The organism is Staphylococcus saprophyticus subsp. saprophyticus ATCC 15305 = NCTC 7292, from assembly GCF_000010125.1.
GTDB lineage: Bacteria > Bacillota > Bacilli > Staphylococcales > Staphylococcaceae > Staphylococcus > Staphylococcus saprophyticus.
Genome location: NC_007350.1, coordinates 1414815 through 1431482 on the forward strand (window position 1 = coordinate 1414815; position 16668 = coordinate 1431482).

The window sequence follows — 16668 nt, forward strand, 5'->3', positions numbered from 1 at the left end:
TTTAATATTATTTTTTAATTTTCTTTCTAACATTATTCAACGTATTAAATAACCAATATTTCGATTTCTTAATTGGTTTATAGAAATCACCAATCAATTCCTCAATTTGTACGTTAAAGCCTCGTTTAAAGCGATATACACCGTAATCTTCGCTATTTTCAGTAAAGTCACCTGATAGACCATAGAAATTATAACGACCATAGCCATGATCAAAGCAATAATTCATCATATACCAGTGCATCATATAGGGTCCCATATATTGATTATATTTTTCTGATGAACCACCTGAGAAATAATTCACTTCATATGCATTTGCAAAATAAACACCCGCGGCTAAGTTTAAAATAGCACCGTCAGTTAATCTTAACTCACTCGCATGAAGTAATTCTTTTTTATCATGTTCAATCTGTTTGTCTAGCTCTGCAATTTTCTTCAACTGCTTATCAGATTTATTCTCATTTTGCATCATTTGATCGCGGCGTGATTCTTTTTCATTAATGCTTTCTTGAGTATGATTAATATATTCATCCAAATCAATGTAGGCCAATGGGATTAATGCTTTATCACCGTAATTATCTATAAAGTTATAAAAGTATTCATCCGTTTTAGAAACAAAACCTGTACGTTCTTCTGTTTCACGATACAATTCTAAGAATATATCAAATTCATCTCTTGTTAGTAACCTTACCTTCACGCCAAAATTAATTGCCTTGTTAATATTACGTTTTCTTTGGCTATCAAATTGTTTTTTTAATGAAGCTGGTGTTTCACCATCAAGGTTTAATACGCCCATCCATCTAACTTGACTAGATGTATCATACGATGTTGTAAATCCGTGATGTATATAACGATGAGATTTGAATAAATTAACGAGTGCATCATTCTTATCATGATTAGGTAATGGATTAATATCCTTATCATATATTTGATAAATCCAATATGGATCCATTTTGACATATAAACAATTATGCTGTTGCAAATAAGTGTCTAACTCACGTAAATAGAAATCTACTAACCCCAAATCATTATAATCCATAACTGGACCGCGATTTGAATAATAAACATAGCTTCCCATTGTAGGAATTTTAGAGAAAAGACTAGCAGCAATAACTTGATTATCGTCATCTTTTAAGCCTAATAATACAACTTGAAATCCATCTTCTTCCCTTGTCGCAATATTTTCTTTCACTTGAAAATAATGACTCTCTAATGCTGGATTCTGTACAAAATTGTCATATTCTTTGACAGTTAACTCTGTAAATTTCATTCTAGCTTAGTTCCCTTCTATTTATGTTTATTTCTTTTTATCCTTAATTTTTTTCAATGTCGTATAAATTTTGTACATTGGCTTATTAATCGGTTTAATAAAATCACCAACATATTCTACTACATCTGCATTAAAACCTTTTTTAAATTTAACAACACCTGCATCTTCTGCATCTTCAGTAAAATGACCACTAATACCATAAAAATTATATCTATCTATATTATGATCTATAGCATAATTAATCATCTTCCATTGTATTGCATAACTACCAGCAAAATGTCTAAATTCATTAGATGTACCACCTGCATAGTAAACGACTTCATAAGGATTAATAATAAAGTAAGCTGCAGAAATCGGTAATTCGTTACCATGCTTCTCTTGTAACGCAGTGGCTTCATCTATTTTTTGTTGGTTTGCAATCAGTTGTTGTTCTAAATTTTCTTTTTTATTATACGCTTTTTTATTTTCTGGTCTTTTTTCTATATCCTTAACTGCTTTATTTATATCTTTACTTAATACTTCGCGTTCAGCCTTTAATTCTGTTATATATTCATCAAAATCCATATAAGCTAATGGGACAAGCACACGATCTTTATAATATCTTAACCTATTATAATAAAAATCGTCATCTCTATCGTCAAAATCCTTTGTTTCAGAAGTATCTTCCATGAATGAGCGGAATATTGGCAACTCATCTTCACCTAAAAATCTTACTTTCACACCATTTTTCTGTACTTTTTTAGTATTTCGTTTACGTAAACTATCCATACCATTAAGTACGTCTTTAGCAGTTTTTCCAGCTAAATCTAAAACAGAATGGAATCTTATTTGAAGTATTGGGTCAAAGCCAGTTAAAAAACCTTCATGCTTATAACCGAGTTGTTTCATTTTATCAAAAATCCAATCGTGACCCGCATTTGCTAATACTTCACCATCATGATTACGATATTGATAAGCAAGATAAGGATCTACTCGTAAATATAAGGCATTATGTTTTTTTACATATTTTGCTAATTCGTTAAAGAAGTAATGTACGAGTTCTTTATTTTCAAAATCTATGACTGGACCTCTATTGGAATAAAAATACTTGAAGAATTTCATAACAGGAACAGCTGTAAGTAAACATGCTGCAATTACTTCATTATCATTATTCTTAATACCTACTAGGTGTGTTTCTGTACTTTCTGCAATTTTCAATTCATAATTTCCAACCATTTGCGTAAAATGACTATTCGGCATTTTATCCGTAAATGCACCGAACTCTTTTGCAGTTAAATTCGTAAATTTCATTTTTTATATACTCCTATTTATCTATAGTTCTATTTTCGAGTTTAATTCTCAATCTAGATTATTATACAATATTCATTTATAAAACTAAATCAATAGCCTGTACATAATCTTTCTAATGCAATGATTACACTGCGTTTTATGTATTATTTAATTATATCACTACTTTTATTTTAACAAAGCGTAAGCATTTATTCATATTTAACATGTTAGATTTATAATTTAATTATGAATAACTTTTGGTTTTATTACCTTAATTATATATTTACTGTCATCTTCACTTAATTTATTTGTAAATACATGATAAAACCGGAGAACTTATCTCGTTCTCCGGTTTTATATTATTTCAAGAAAAAGTTTCTAATTATAAAGCATCTCTGATTGCTTTACCTATTGCTACACTTGATTGTGGATTTTGACCAGTGATAAATTGGGCATCAGATTCAATATGCTCTGTAAAATCATCTTTTGTCACAAACTTAGCACCTTGATTTTCCAATTCCGTTTGAGTTAAAAATGGAACTTTGTCTTCCAAGCCCATCGTACGTTCTTCATTATCTGTAAATGATGTTAATGTAACACCTTTAACTAAGAAATTGCCTTGTTTATCTTTGGCACCCACAAATGCACTTGGTCCGTGACATACTGAAGAAATAATTTTCTTTTCTTCTTTAAAGTCTGCAAGGATATCTGCTAATTGTTGGTTATGTGCAAAATCAAATACGGCACCATGTCCACCAGGTAAATAGACTGCATCGTACTGTGATACATCAATATTTTCAATACTTGGTACTTGTTTTAACTTTTCAACAAAATTAGCATACTGATTTAATTCATCATTTTGTGTAGAATTTGGATCTAATGGAATTTCTCCACCTTCAATCGACACGATATCCACATCAATACCTGCTTCTGTTAATATATTATAAGGTTCGCTCGCCTCTTCTAACCATAGTCCAGTTGGCGTGCCATCATCATATTGACTTCTACTCGTAATTATAAATAATACTTTTTTACTCAAATTAAGTCACCTCTTTTAAAAATAAAGGTATGAACGATAAATAATACCAACGATACTATTTATCTAACTCTTCCTCTGATATCATATTACCCTTATTTTTAATGCATACACATAAAAATATATGACAATCTTTGCTTAATTCAAGACATTTCTTATTGTTTTTAAATACTCAATGGTAGTTTGTTTATCGTCATTTTCAAAGCGTTTTACTATTTCACTACCTATCACTACGCCATCTGAAGCTTCAATAATATCTTTTACATGTGCTGCTGTTCTTATACCAAATCCAGCTACTACAGGAACTTCAGTATGTGCTTTTATATCTTTAATTCTATTTTTTAGCTCTGGATGAAATTTACCATCTTCGCCTGTAGTCGCATTCATCGTTACAGTATAAATAAATCCTTCTGCATCCTTGGCTATTTGATGACTTCTAGTATTTGAAGTTGTCATAGCAATTAATGAAATAATATTTGTTTTGCGTTCTGGATGACGCGCTTTAAGTTGTTGCACCAACTCATGAGGCAAATCTGGTATGATCAAACCATACACACCTGCTTGTTCACAAGCATTCAAAAATGCTAATTCACCATAATGATTAATGATATTGTAGTATGTCATTAACACATACTTACTTTGAATCTCATCTTGATTTTCTGTAAGTTGATCGAAAATATATTGTATATTAACGCCTTCTTGAATTGCTTTATTACCAACATTCATGATTACCGGCCCATCAGCAACAGGGTCTGAAAATGGAACACCCACTTCAACTATATCTGCACCTGCTTCACTTAGTGTTTTTACATTTTCAATAAAGTCTCTGTTGCCCATAACATAAGGTACAAATAATTTATGCATGCGTGTCACCCTCCTGTTTCATATAATTTCTAATCGTTTCCATATCTTTATCACCGCGGCCTGATACTGTAACCACAAGTATTTCATCGTTACGCATCGTAGGTGCCAATGTTTCTACATAACTTAAGGCATGTGCACTTTCGATAGCTGGTATGATACCTTCCGCTTTAGTAAATCGCACTAAAGCATCCATTGCTTGTTTGTCACTTGCAGTAGCATATTTCACTCTTCCAATGTCATGATAATATGAATGCTCTGGACCAACGCCAGGATAATCCAATCCTGCAGATATTGAGTGTGCTAATTGTATTTGACCATCATCATCTTGAATTAAATACATTTTAGTACCATGTAACACGCCTTCTTTACCTTTATTTATAGCAAGCGCGTGTTTATCTGAATCTATTCCGTCGCCCGCTGCCTCAACACCGTAAAGCTTAACATCATCCTTTACAAATGGATAAAACGTCCCGATGGCATTAGAACCACCGCCTACACATGCGACAATAGCATCTGGTAATTGACCTTCTTTTTCATGAACTTGTGCTTTAATTTCTTGACCAATAATTTTTTGAAAGTCTCTTACAATAGTAGGAAAAGGATCAGGTCCCAGTGCAGAGCCTAGCAAATAATGCGTATCATCAACATGGCTTACCCAGTACTGTAATGCTTTATTGACTGCATCAGATAATGTGCCTTGTCCTTCAGTGACTGATTCCACTTTTGCGCCTAATAGTTCCATTCTAAACACGTTTAATGATTGTCTTTTGATATCTTCTTCACCCATAAACACAACGAGTTCCATATCAAATAAGGCAGCTACAGTTGCACTAGCAACACCATGTTGCCCCGCTCCAGTTTCGGCTACTAATTTATTTTTTCCCATGCGTTTAGCTAACAGTGCTTGACCAAGTGCATTATTAATTTTATGTGCACCCGTATGGTTTAAATCCTCACGTTTCAAATAGATTTTTGCACCACCAAGTAATTCCGAATAAGACTTAGCATATGTTAGCGGTGTTTCACGACCTACGTAATCTTTTAAGTAATCATCAAGTTCTATCTGAAATTGAGGATCATTTTTAGCGTCCTGATAAGCTTGTTTCAATTCTTGTATTGCGGGCATTAATGTTTCTGGTACATATTGTCCACCATAATTACCGAAAAAACCAAATGCATCTGCTTCTGTTTGTATATTTTCAACCATAGTTTATTGAGCTCCTTTTAAAAGTTTTATAATTTCTAACATTTTATTTAAGTCTTTTTTATGATTCGTTTCTATGCCACTTGCAATATCATAACCAGTATGATGAAGTGATAAGTTTTCTATCTTTTGTATATTTTCATAATTAATGCCACCTGCAATTAAATAATCAACATCATGTATGGTATCTAAAATTTTCCAATCATACGTTTTGCCAGTACCACCATAGGATTGTGATGGTGTATCAATAATAAATTGGTCAACTGAATGCTTGTAATAATCTATTGATGTTAATAATGTTTGTTGATTTACTGCAGGTAATGCTTTAATAATTTTTAAGTTACTATTTTGTTGTCTAATATATTGCACCGTACTTATAGGTTCGTTTCCATGAAGTTGTATTGTTGTAATACCTGTATGATTAATAATGCTATCTATTGTAGCGCGTTCAGGATTTACTAGAATAATCACTTTTTCCTTATCATTTGGTATAATATCTGTAAATTGTTTAATCGTTTGAATATCAACAAATCGCTTACTCTCAGTAAAATGTATAAAGCCCATAGCGTCGATATTCAATGCTTTTGCCTTTTCAACATCTTCTAACGTACGAAATCCACAAAATTTTATTTTCACTTTGTCACCTTAGTTAATTTTAATCCTGGTAAAAATTGACTTAAATCTTCACATTTCATTAACGACTCACCTATTAACAGACCATCAATACCTGACTCAACCACATTCGCTACATCCTGTTCATCCCGAATACCACTTTCCGAAATATAATAGTAGCCCTCTTTTTTGTTTTCTAATATTTCATTTGTATGCAGCACATCTGTGACAAATCGTTTCAAATCTCTATTGTTTACACCAATAATTTGTGGTTTTAATTTGTAGGCCCTTTCTAATTCTTCTTTATCATGTACTTCTACTAGTACTTCTAAATTTAGTGATGTCGCATATTGATATAAATCTTTCATTTGTTGATCTGTTAATACATTAACGATTAACAATATGATTGATGCTCCGGCTTTTTTTGCTACATCAATTTGAATTTTATCGACAACAAAGTCCTTACATAGTACCGGTAAAGTCGTTTGTAATGTTAAATCTTGCAATCTTTCATAGCTACCTCCAAAGTAATGCTCGTCTGTGAGAATTGAGACTGCATTTGCACCGTTAGCTTCGTAATCCTTAACTTGTTGTGCTAAATCTCTATTTGGTAATTGATCTAATGTTGGACTTTTAGATTTAATCTCTGCGATTACTGCTAATTGGTTAGACTCATCTAATTGCGACTTAAACGAAGATTTATGCGTAATGTCTACCTCATTTAATGTCTTTAATTTCTCTTCATAGTAACCTTCTTTTATTAAATTTCTTTTATAATCCACGATTTCATCCAATATAGTCATATGTCATTCCTCCCATTTTGTTGTATTGTGCAATAGCATTGCCATTATCAATTAAGCGTTGTGCTTCAATTACACCTTGTTTAATAGAACTGACCTTCTCAGCAACATATAAAGCGATACCCGCATTAAACACCACTACATCACGTTTTGCGCTTCGATCAACACCCGTCAAAATATTTTTGGTAATCTCTAAATTTTCAAGTGGTGTACCACCAATGAGCGCTTCATTTGGTGCATACGCTAAACCAACGTCCTTTGGATTTACAGTATAATTTTTAGTAGCTTCGTTTTCATTTACTTCGTATATCATATTATCACCAGAAAGCGTTGCTTCATCCATGCCATTGGCTCCATAGACAACGATTGCTTTTTTACGGCCTAAATCTTTAAGTGTTTGAGCAATCTTTTCTAATTTTGATGTTTCATATACACCCATCACTTGATAATCTAATTTAAATGGATTAATAATCGGACCAGTTATATTAAAAATTGTTGGGTTAGTCATCATTTTTCTAATAGGTTGAATGCTTTTCATAATCGGGTACGTATCTGTTGCACTCAAGAAAGCTAAACCAACTTGATTCAATTGACTTGGTGTTGCTTCAACAGAACTTGTATTTATACCCATTGCCTCTAGCAAATCTGTACTACCTGATGATGAGGTAACACTCTTATTGCCATGTTTAATCACAGGGATATTTGCGCTAGCAATTACAAACGAAACTGTCGTTGAAATATTAAAGCTATTTGATTTATCTCCCCCTGTACCACAAACACACATACTATTCGGATAATAAGGCTGCTGTCGATACATAGAATGAATCAAACTTTTTGAAATATATGTTAATTCTTCTTGAGTAATCTCTTTTTCTGAGAACGATGATAATAAATTTGCTTTTATTTCGTTTGATATATCATCAGCAATAAGTAGTTCTATAAATTCATTCATTTGTTGCTGATTTAATGGTTTATACTGTTTTAATTGTGCTTGTAGTTCCATTACTTTTGTCCTCCTTTACTATATTCAAAAAATTATTGATGATTTGTACACCATCCGCTGTTGCAAAAGATTCAGGATGATATTGAATTCCGAAGTGTAACAATTGACTATGTTCAAATGATTGAATACAATCTTTTGTTTCTGCTGTTATAATAAATGCTTCAGGTATTGTTTTTGAATTACTAATCAGTGAATGATACCTCATTATTTCAGAATATTCTGGAATATTTCTGTACAACTTTGTATCTTTTATGATTCTCATTTGATCCGTTTTACCATGCATGATGAATTCACTTTGAATAACATCTCCACCGTGATAGCATGTTAATGCTTGAGCACCTAAACATACACCTAAGATTGGTTTATTTTCATAATGCTTTATAATTTTCATTAAATCTTCTTTATCTAATGGGTGCCCTGGCCCAGGTGATATGACTACACCATCTACATCTAAATGATAAATCTCCGGATCATCAGGATATTTCACTATCACTTCATTCTTTTTGTCTATCATATCTACTAGGTTATAGGTAAATGAATCATAGTTATCAACGATTAATATCATGGTGACACCTCCAATAAACTCTTAGCTTTTAACTTTGTTTCTTCTAGTTCTTTTTCAGGTATTGAGTCATAGACAACGCCACATCCAGCTTCAACATTTACATGTGTTTCATCAATCATCATTGTACGTATTGCCAAGGCGAAATCTAGATCATGATTACAATTGATGTAGCCTATACCGCCACTATAGACACCTCGTTTTTGTGGTTGCGCTTCATAGATACGTTGAATGGCTCTTAGTTTTGGAGCACCCGACACTGTACCAGTAGGTAGTAAGCTCGCAATCACAGACATTGGAGAATAGTCTTGCTTAAGTTGTCCTGTTACTTCACTTACAATATGCATAACATGTTCATAACGCTCAATTGCCATTAACTTTTGTATCTTAGAAGTACCTGTTTCACTTACTCTGTGAATATCATTTCTTCCTAAATCAACTAACATGCTATGTTCACTTAATTCTTTGTGATCGTTTTTCAATTGTGTTTCGTTTGCATTGTCTTCTTCCAGAGTGCTTCCTCTTTTTATTGTTCCAGCAATAGGATTGGTCACTACTGTTTGACCTTGAACTTTTACAAAACTCTCAGGTGAACTGCCGACGACAATGCGTTCATCCATGTTCAAGTAGTACATATACGGACTTGGGTTTTGACGTTTTAAATTTTGATACAACTGATAAGATAATTGATGTAACTGTTGTCCAAAATTGTGTTCATAGCTGTATATGATAGATGGCACAACTTGGAACATATCACCTTGTTGTATAAGATGCTTCATTTTTTCTACTGTTGCTATAAATTGTTCCGTTGCCATATTAGATTTTATGTTTTTTTCTGTTACTTTTTGTTCATTTCGTAAAGGATAGATATTAATTTGTTGTAATTCTTCTACACGACGTTGCACACGTGCTTTCAATTGTTCATCACTTTGATTAGAAAATAAATTCGTTGCGATGACGTATAAATGTTCTTTGTAATGATCAAAAACATAAACATCTTCTACCATATATAATTTTGCGTCGTGTTGTGGGTGATCTGTTAATTCAATTTCTTTTAAAACAGGAAATGCATGTCTTACCAAATCAAAACTACACGAACCAACGAAACCTGAAATAAAAGGTAAATCTTCTAATATTGCATCCTCTATATTAGTTTTATATTGATCTATAAAAGCTTGCATTTTTTCATAAGGCTGATTCTGTTCTATCGTTTTGTTAGTAGCTGTTTGAATAGTCATTTCATCATTATCCAAAGTAATTGCTCCATAAGTGTCAAAAATCACTATAGAATAACGTCCTTTTAATTGTGATTGATCTGAGCTTTCTAAAATCATTTTATTTTTTCTTAATCTTGCTAATGCTTCTGGGGTAACTTCAGCATTTAATTTTTGGTATTGTACTTTCATTTAACTTTCCTCCTTATAAAAAAACAGCGCCCTTAAACTATGTTAAGGACGCTGACGCGCGGTACCACCTAAAATTAGTAGATAAACAATTAATTTAAAATCATCTACTCGCTCTTTGTTTTATTCGTTTTAATCCAACAAAACCCAATTTCAGTATATGTGGGTGTTAGTTTGCATCAACCACTAACTTTCTGTAACTACCCTGCCATAACTTACTTCATTTTGTTTTCTAATTCAGTTCAAATTTAATATAAAAAAACACCACATTAACGCATACATACTGTAAGGACGCGTTACCGTGGTGCCACCTTAGTTAACAAATTCATTGTTCACTTTCATTGCTATTAATTTAGTACATTTAAAAGCCCAATTCACAATATATGCAGTGCTAATTTTCATCAACCATTAGCTTTCTTTTTGCTACATGACATATTTGCTACGTTATCTTTCAAATGGCAACTTTCGTTGCAAAAAGTAATTACCTAGAATCCTACTAGGATAAAATCAATTTGTCAATCATTAATTTCATTTTTATACTTTCCGTGCTATTGAAAAATACATCGATTATATTACAAAGCCATATTAGATAAGCCTATTCTAGCTTGTCTTTATTATTTTGATATTTTTCATAATTATCTTTTGGAGCGACTTTTTTGATTAAATTTGCACCTATGGCAAATAAGAATAAAAAGATAATTGGATGATATTGAAATTTATGGTCAGCAAATGTTACATACATCGCATATAGTAAAACTAATATCCAAAATATCGTTAACAATATCGTTCTTAAACTCGGTTTTTTCATGATTTTATACTCCCATATTACATTTGATTGCTTTTTTTATAGTTAGTCGTTAATTTCTATTTTAATGGTATATACATCGAGATGCCAACAGTTACCCTTAAATTGTTATAAACGGCTCATTATTATTAAAAAAGCTAATAAAGCAGCGTTTTCTTCAGTTTAAAAACCACCCTACGCGTTATTTAAATCATTTTGGCCATTCAGATTATCTTTCTTTAATAAGTAATATATAGACATCTTTGATTAGTACAATTTTATATTCCATAATCAAAGATGTCACTTCAATATCATCATATGCTTATTTTTGCTCTAGCAATCTATCCTTGAAATAATTTGAAAGTTTCTTAAGCGACGAAGGATCAGAATAGGTAGCCTCATTTTTAGGATAATAATATATATGCTTATTTTTATAAGCTGGCTGATTTTTCCAAAGCGATGATTCTGTAAATTCATTGTTGATAGGGTTACCTTTTTCAGTCGGAATTAATATATAATCAGCAGCATATTTGCTATATTGCTCATGTGGTATTGTTTTAAAGCCATCTTTATCAAGCATTCCCTTTACACCTTTTGGAAATGGTAATTGATATTCTTGATATATTATTGGCGTGCCTCTACCAAAATTTTCACCAAAAATTGAAAGTTGCTTAGGTTTGATTTCCATTACGGTAAAAGTTTTATTTGAGCCTATTTTATCTTTAATTACCTTTCCATCAGATTGAAGTTGTTTCTCCATATCTTTAATTTGTTTTTTAGCTTCATTTTCTTTATTTAGTATTTTCCCTATTGCAAGATGCATTTCTTTATATGAATAATCATTGTATTTTATTGGTATTGTAGGTGCGATTTTTTGATATTTTTTTATTTTAGTATTTACATCATAAGTCAAAATTAGGTCTGGCTTCAATTTTGCAACACCTTCAACATCTTCTGAACCTACACGTTTAGCACCTTTTTCATTGATATATTTTGATTTTGGAAAATCATTATTAACACCCACAGGTGTAACGCCTAAATCTTTAAAATTACCGAAATTTGAAGTTAAAATTACTATCCTTTTTGGGTGCTTTGGTATTTTAATACTCTTTCCTGATTGCGTTTTAAACGTCTTTGTTTCTTTATTCGAGTCTTTATTTTGACCACAAGCAGACAAAATAATTAATAAACTTAAAAATAAAACAATTAATCTTTTCATCGTATCATCCCTTTTAGTATATTCTTTCAATATCATTTTATTATGCAGTAATTGATATTGATTATCAATAAGATGTCTGATTTTTCATTTAAATTTATTTATTGTTTAAGTTGTTCATTAACTTTGTTTAATTCACTTACTAGACTGTTATGATTTTTCAAACCAAAAAAAGAGCCATAAATGGCTCTTTTTTTTAATATGTCTATGTTTTTATGGCATCAAAGATTCTAATTCCATTAACATAGCTGGTACTTCATTTAAATTATGACCTATTTCTATAATTATATATACAAGAAGCAATACCTAAACCAACAAGTAAAATAGTCATCAAATAAATAGAATAATTGTCTGTTTGGATATACATCTTAAAAAATATGAAATGTAGCGCTGCTACTATGAAATACACAGGTATGAATTTTCTTGACCAAAGTAGTGACTGTTCCACTCAAATTCTCCTTTTCAACTAATAATTTAAACAATTAGTATAAACATTTAGCTCTGTATAGCTGCTAGACAATAAGCCTGTAACAATGCTTGTGTTGCCTTTATAGAATCGATATGTGTCCGTTCTAATGCATGAGAGGATTCAATGCCTGCACCAAATAAACCGTGCTTGATATCAGCACCCGCTTTTAATGCTGCAGAAGCATCAGAACTATAATATGGATAAATATCTACCTTGTACGGTATTTGCTTTATCTTACATAATTCAACCAATTGCTCTCGTAACCCTTTATGATATGGACCAGATGCGTCTTTTGCACAAATAGAAACTGTGTATTCATCCGATGCTTGTCCATCTCCTAATGCTCCCATATCAAATGCTATAAATTCACTTATTTTTGGAGATATAGACGCATTAGCACCATAACCAATTTCTTCATTATTTGATATATAGAATTGAATCGTATGTGGTAAAGTTAAATTTTCATTTTTTATAGTCTTTAAAAATTCAATAATCATGGCTACGCTTGCTTTGTCATCTAAATGGCGTGATTTAATAAAACCTGATGATGTAATCTGTGTTCTTGGATCAAAACTTATAAAATCGCCTACCTCTATACCTAAACTTTGAGTTTCTTCTTTGGTTGAGACTTTTTCATCTATTCTTACTTCCATATGTTCAATATCTCTCGAGATATCGTCATTATTGCGATATACATGTACACTTGTTTCATGTAAACAAATGGTTCCTGTATAGATTTGTCCTGACGAAATTTCAATTTCACAATATTCCCCTTCTATTGCGTTATAACTAAACCCACCGATTAAATCTAGTGATAAACGACCATCCTCCTTAATTTCTTTGACCATAGCGCCAAGCGTATCCACATGTGCTGTAACACATTTTTGCGCTTCATCATTTTCACCTTTTGCTGTGATTAATAGCGCTCCTTTGTTAGTCACTTCTGTTGGGTAGCCTAATTGTTCTGCTTCACCTTTTACGTATTGAATGGCTTTTTCTGCGTACCCTGACGGACTATTTATTGCCGTCAATGCTTGGATTGTATTAAAAATTGATTCTGACATCTAATCCCCCTCCAAATATATTATATATATAGTCTAACGTTTAAATTTTAAAAATAATACCATTAATACTATATCCCTTTTAAAATACATAGTTGAATTTAAAAATTTATGTTACATTGCATACAACAACATTTTTACATATTATTTTGAAATGCTAAATAATATGTATTAAATAATCATTATGCTTTAGGGGTGTATAAAACTTTATGAAAAATGACAAACTTTTAAAATTGGAAGTTAGATTAAGATATACGATATCTATAATCTTTTTTATTTTATATGTATTAAATATCTTTCTGACTTCAAGCTCAACAAAATATAACGTTTTCACTAGTATGATTGCAGTAAGTTTTTTATTAATTTTAGGTTTATTAAGCCTTCTCAAATTCTTCGGCTCAGCATCAAATAAACTTAAACGAAAAATAATGACTCATGTTTATATTTATGTTTATACAAATATCCTATTGATGATTATAATACTATATTTTGATTTGCCTCATTTACTTGGAAATATTGGCACTATTTTTTTAGTTGTTTTAGTTAATTTTATTTTTATATCTGTATTAGAAAAAAGGTTAAATATAAATTCTAAATCTAAAAATATACAATAACATTTTAAAACCATATGCTAAATTGATGTTGCCAAACATACTTAAATTTTAATTATAAAGCTACTATCCTTTACATAGAGATGATGATAGTAGCTTTATTTTACTTTTAGAAACAGCTTTATGATTGCTTTTGTTATATGTACAGCTTGTTCGTTGTTAATAGCCTCTTTTTAAATCCACTTGATTTTCAAGTATTTCACCATGCTCTATATTTTTCAAAGTATGATAAAAACATGTGACAGCTTCATTCAAATCGGTTAATGCAGAAATATGAGGTGTGATAGTGATATTATTTCTTTGCCATAATTCAGAGTTTTTGTGTAATGGTTCTGACTCAAAAACATCTAATACCGCATGTCTGACGTTACCTTTGTTTAAAGCTGATTTTAAACTTTCTTGATCCACCACTTGTCCCCTACCAACATTGATAAAATAAGCTTGATCAAATGCTTCAAACATAGTTTGATTGAATAATTTTTCTGTTTTTGTTGTTAGTGGCAAAGTACTGATAATATAATCTGCTTGCTGAACTAATGTCTTAGCTTTATGGATAGGAAGCACTTTTTTAAAATAGGCTTTTGCTTTCCCACTATTAGAAATACCGTAGACAGTCATACCTAATAATGAAAATATCTTAGCAATGGTTTGTCCAGTTTCTCCAGTACCAAAAATAGTTATAGTTTGATCTCGCAATGCTTGTGGTGATTGTTTGAGCCAAATGTTTTCATCTTGCTGTTCTTCAAATAACTTATGATGTTGTAAATCAGCTAATATATAGCTCAAACAATATTCGCTCATTTTTTCTCCAAAATCACTAATTGTTCTTGTGAGTAAAGTTTGCGATGCTTGCCAGCCGTCTATAGCTAAATAGTTATTGATGCCTGCATTAAACGTATGCACCCATTTCACCTGTGATGGTTTAAATTGCTCACATGGCTCAAATCCCACATAAGCATCTGCCCAATCTAAATCTTCATTTGTAATTGATTCAACTGACTTAAAACTTAATTGGTAATTCTTTAAATCCTTTAAATATTTTTGGAAAATTGATTTATAGTCACCGGCTATTAAAATATGATTTATTTCCAATGCCTTCTCTCCTAATCCATGCTATGTTTATTTTAGTAAGCATAATATGTTTACTTTAGCATACCTTCTATAAAGTTATTCACTTTTACTTCTACTTTTAATTCATATTGCGAAATTGTATACGCTACTATACAATGTTACTATTCTGAAAATTTTGATAGAGGTGGTTTGTTAAATGAAACAAATTCTTTTCGTTGGCTTAGGCCTTATTGGCGGAAGCTTAGCGAGTAACTTAAGATATTATCATGATGATATCGAAATAACCGCCTTTGATGCGGATACTTCACAATTAGATAAAGCATTGTCTATTGGTATCATAGATTATCAATCAACTGACTATAAAACTAGTGTTGAAAATGCTGACATTATTATTTATGCAACACCGGTACAGCAGACTGTTAAATACTTACAAGATTTACCAAACTATCAACTAAAAAAACATGTAATTATTACAGATACTGGAAGTACAAAGTCAACGATTCAACAATATGAGCAGTTTCTTTTAAATCATGATATTCATTTGGTTGGCGGCCATCCTATGGCAGGAAGCCATAAATCTGGAGTATTAAATGCAAAAAAACATTTATTTGAAAATGCTTTTTATATTTTAGTTCATAATGAAACTGATAATGATGCTGCTTTTGAGGAAATACAGCACTTATTACAAACAACGAGTGCTAAATTTATTTCTACAACAGCGGAAGAACATGATTTTGTCACTGGTATTGTGAGTCACGTCCCTCATATCATTGCTTCAAGTCTCGTTCATTTGAATGCGCAACATGTCGAAGATTCTTCACTTGTTAAGACGCTTGCAGCTGGTGGTTTTAGAGATATTACTAGAATCGCAAGTAGTAATCCTATTATGTGGCGTGATATTACTATTGAAAATAAAAATACAATATTGCGCATTTTAAAAGAATGGAAAAATCAAATGTCTGATGTCATTAATATAATCGAACACAATAATCCTGATGAACTTTATGATTTTTTCAACGATGCTAAAGTTTATCGTGATCAGTTACCCCTTAAACAACAAGGTGCACTATCTGTGGAGTATGATCTATATGTAGACATTCCGGATAAACCGGGTATGATAAGCAAAGTTACAAACATCCTAAGTTTACATAATATTTCTATAAGCAACTTGAGAATATTAGAAGTTCGTGAAGATATTTATGGTGCACTTCGAGTTAGTTTTAAAAACCCACAAGATCGCAAAGATGGTGCAGATGCGCTTAGTGATTTTGATACTTATTTTGATTAATATATGAAATTTTATGAGTGGGACAACAAAATCATTTTTGGTAAATTTGATTTTCGTTGTCCCACTTGTTTAATGGATGAAGCAGTATTTTTTAGATTTACCTGAGCTACCTTCCATGTATAAGCCCAGTAGAATGCTATTTGGGACT

General features: G+C 31.4%; 17 protein-coding genes. 2 read left to right on the top strand and 15 right to left on the bottom strand.

The window, feature by feature from the left end:
- Window positions 1-7: 7 nt before the first annotated feature.
- The 14 genes from SSP_RS06965 to SSP_RS07025 form a co-directional block, all read right to left on the bottom strand.
- Window positions 8-1267, bottom strand: coding sequence for an aminoacyltransferase (locus tag SSP_RS06965; RefSeq protein WP_011303147.1), 1260 nt, complete (start codon window positions 1265-1267; stop codon window positions 8-10).
- A 27-nt stretch (window positions 1268-1294) separates the two neighbouring features.
- Complete coding sequence (locus SSP_RS06970; RefSeq protein ID WP_002483340.1) at window positions 1295-2557, bottom strand: aminoacyltransferase; 1263 nt, start codon at window positions 2555-2557, stop codon at window positions 1295-1297.
- A 361-nt stretch (window positions 2558-2918) separates the two neighbouring features.
- On the bottom strand, window positions 2919-3575 hold the full coding sequence (locus SSP_RS06975; RefSeq protein ID WP_011303148.1) for a type 1 glutamine amidotransferase domain-containing protein: 657 nt from the start codon (window positions 3573-3575) through the stop codon (window positions 2919-2921).
- A 135-nt stretch (window positions 3576-3710) separates the two neighbouring features.
- Window positions 3711-4436 carry a tryptophan synthase subunit alpha gene (gene trpA, locus SSP_RS06980; RefSeq protein ID WP_011303149.1) on the bottom strand — a complete coding sequence of 242 codons (726 nt, stop codon included), beginning with the start codon at window positions 4434-4436 and terminating at the stop codon, window positions 3711-3713.
- Window positions 4429-5643, bottom strand: a complete 1215-nt coding sequence (gene trpB / locus SSP_RS06985; protein WP_011303150.1) for a tryptophan synthase subunit beta — start codon at window positions 5641-5643, stop codon at window positions 4429-4431. Before trpB ends, trpA begins: the two co-directional genes overlap by 8 nt.
- A gap of 3 nt (window positions 5644-5646) precedes the next feature.
- A complete protein-coding gene (locus SSP_RS06990; RefSeq protein WP_011303151.1) occupies window positions 5647-6276 on the bottom strand; it encodes a phosphoribosylanthranilate isomerase in 630 nt (209 codons plus the stop codon).
- Window positions 6273-7055 carry an indole-3-glycerol phosphate synthase TrpC gene (gene trpC / locus SSP_RS06995; protein ID WP_011303152.1) on the bottom strand — a complete coding sequence of 261 codons (783 nt, stop codon included), beginning with the start codon at window positions 7053-7055 and terminating at the stop codon, window positions 6273-6275. The genes SSP_RS06990 and trpC overlap by 4 nt, the downstream gene beginning before the upstream one ends.
- On the bottom strand, window positions 7039-8055 hold the full coding sequence (gene trpD / locus SSP_RS07000; RefSeq protein WP_011303153.1) for an anthranilate phosphoribosyltransferase: 1017 nt from the start codon (window positions 8053-8055) through the stop codon (window positions 7039-7041). Before trpD ends, trpC begins: the two co-directional genes overlap by 17 nt.
- A complete protein-coding gene (locus SSP_RS07005) occupies window positions 8024-8620 on the bottom strand; it encodes an anthranilate synthase component II (RefSeq protein ID WP_011303154.1) in 597 nt (198 codons plus the stop codon). Before SSP_RS07005 ends, trpD begins: the two co-directional genes overlap by 32 nt.
- Window positions 8617-10023 carry an anthranilate synthase component I gene (locus SSP_RS07010; protein WP_011303155.1) on the bottom strand — a complete coding sequence of 469 codons (1407 nt, stop codon included), beginning with the start codon at window positions 10021-10023 and terminating at the stop codon, window positions 8617-8619. The genes SSP_RS07005 and SSP_RS07010 overlap by 4 nt, the downstream gene beginning before the upstream one ends.
- A gap of 592 nt (window positions 10024-10615) precedes the next feature.
- A complete protein-coding gene (locus SSP_RS07015) occupies window positions 10616-10828 on the bottom strand; it encodes a hypothetical protein (RefSeq protein ID WP_011303157.1) in 213 nt (70 codons plus the stop codon).
- Between the two features lie 298 nt (window positions 10829-11126).
- Window positions 11127-12023, bottom strand: a complete 897-nt coding sequence (locus tag SSP_RS07020; RefSeq protein WP_011303158.1) for an ABC transporter substrate-binding protein — start codon at window positions 12021-12023, stop codon at window positions 11127-11129.
- Between the two features lie 262 nt (window positions 12024-12285).
- Window positions 12286-12468 carry a hypothetical protein gene (locus SSP_RS13175; protein ID WP_011303159.1) on the bottom strand — a complete coding sequence of 61 codons (183 nt, stop codon included), beginning with the start codon at window positions 12466-12468 and terminating at the stop codon, window positions 12286-12288.
- Window positions 12469-12515: 47 nt separating this feature from the next.
- Window positions 12516-13553, bottom strand: coding sequence for a M42 family metallopeptidase (locus SSP_RS07025; RefSeq protein ID WP_011303160.1), 1038 nt, complete (start codon window positions 13551-13553; stop codon window positions 12516-12518).
- 206 nt (window positions 13554-13759) lie between these two features.
- On the opposite strand from SSP_RS07025, the gene SSP_RS07030 reads away from it, so the two are divergent.
- Window positions 13760-14164 carry a hypothetical protein gene (locus tag SSP_RS07030; RefSeq protein ID WP_011303161.1) on the top strand — a complete coding sequence of 135 codons (405 nt, stop codon included), beginning with the start codon at window positions 13760-13762 and terminating at the stop codon, window positions 14162-14164.
- A 156-nt stretch (window positions 14165-14320) separates the two neighbouring features.
- On the opposite strand, the gene SSP_RS07035 is transcribed toward SSP_RS07030, so the two are convergent.
- A complete protein-coding gene (locus tag SSP_RS07035; protein ID WP_011303162.1) occupies window positions 14321-15253 on the bottom strand; it encodes a D-2-hydroxyacid dehydrogenase in 933 nt (310 codons plus the stop codon).
- Between the two features lie 175 nt (window positions 15254-15428).
- Between SSP_RS07035 and SSP_RS07040 the strand changes: the two genes are divergently transcribed.
- The gene (locus SSP_RS07040) at window positions 15429-16520 is read left to right on the top strand and encodes a prephenate dehydrogenase (RefSeq protein ID WP_002483353.1); all 1092 of its coding nucleotides are present in this window, start codon (window positions 15429-15431) and stop codon (window positions 16518-16520) included.
- Window positions 16521-16668: the final 148 nt, after the last annotated feature.

Excerpts from the sequence above, each read along its gene's own strand:
- trpD (WP_011303153.1), bottom strand. The coding sequence starts at position 8,055 with ATGGAACTACAAGCACAATTAAAACAGTATAAACCATTAAATCAGCAA.
- SSP_RS07020 (WP_011303158.1), bottom strand. The coding sequence starts at position 12,023 with ATGAAAAGATTAATTGTTTTATTTTTAAGTTTATTAATTATTTTGTCT.
- SSP_RS06970 (WP_002483340.1), bottom strand. The coding sequence starts at position 2,557 with ATGAAATTTACGAATTTAACTGCAAAAGAGTTCGGTGCATTTACGGAT.
- trpC (WP_011303152.1), bottom strand. The coding sequence starts at position 7,055 with ATGACTATATTGGATGAAATCGTGGATTATAAAAGAAATTTAATAAAA.
- SSP_RS07015 (WP_011303157.1), bottom strand. The coding sequence starts at position 10,828 with ATGAAAAAACCGAGTTTAAGAACGATATTGTTAACGATATTTTGGATA.
- SSP_RS06965 (WP_011303147.1), bottom strand. The coding sequence starts at position 1,267 with ATGAAATTTACAGAGTTAACTGTCAAAGAATATGACAATTTTGTACAG.
- SSP_RS07040 (WP_002483353.1), top strand. The coding sequence starts at position 15,429 with ATGAAACAAATTCTTTTCGTTGGCTTAGGCCTTATTGGCGGAAGCTTA.
- SSP_RS07025 (WP_011303160.1), bottom strand. The coding sequence starts at position 13,553 with ATGTCAGAATCAATTTTTAATACAATCCAAGCATTGACGGCAATAAAT.
- SSP_RS07030 (WP_011303161.1), top strand. The coding sequence starts at position 13,760 with ATGAAAAATGACAAACTTTTAAAATTGGAAGTTAGATTAAGATATACG.
- SSP_RS07005 (WP_011303154.1), bottom strand. The coding sequence starts at position 8,620 with ATGATATTAATCGTTGATAACTATGATTCATTTACCTATAACCTAGTA.
- trpA (WP_011303149.1), bottom strand. The coding sequence starts at position 4,436 with ATGCATAAATTATTTGTACCTTATGTTATGGGCAACAGAGACTTTATT.
- SSP_RS07010 (WP_011303155.1), bottom strand. The coding sequence starts at position 10,023 with ATGAAAGTACAATACCAAAAATTAAATGCTGAAGTTACCCCAGAAGCA.
- trpB (WP_011303150.1), bottom strand. The coding sequence starts at position 5,643 with ATGGTTGAAAATATACAAACAGAAGCAGATGCATTTGGTTTTTTCGGT.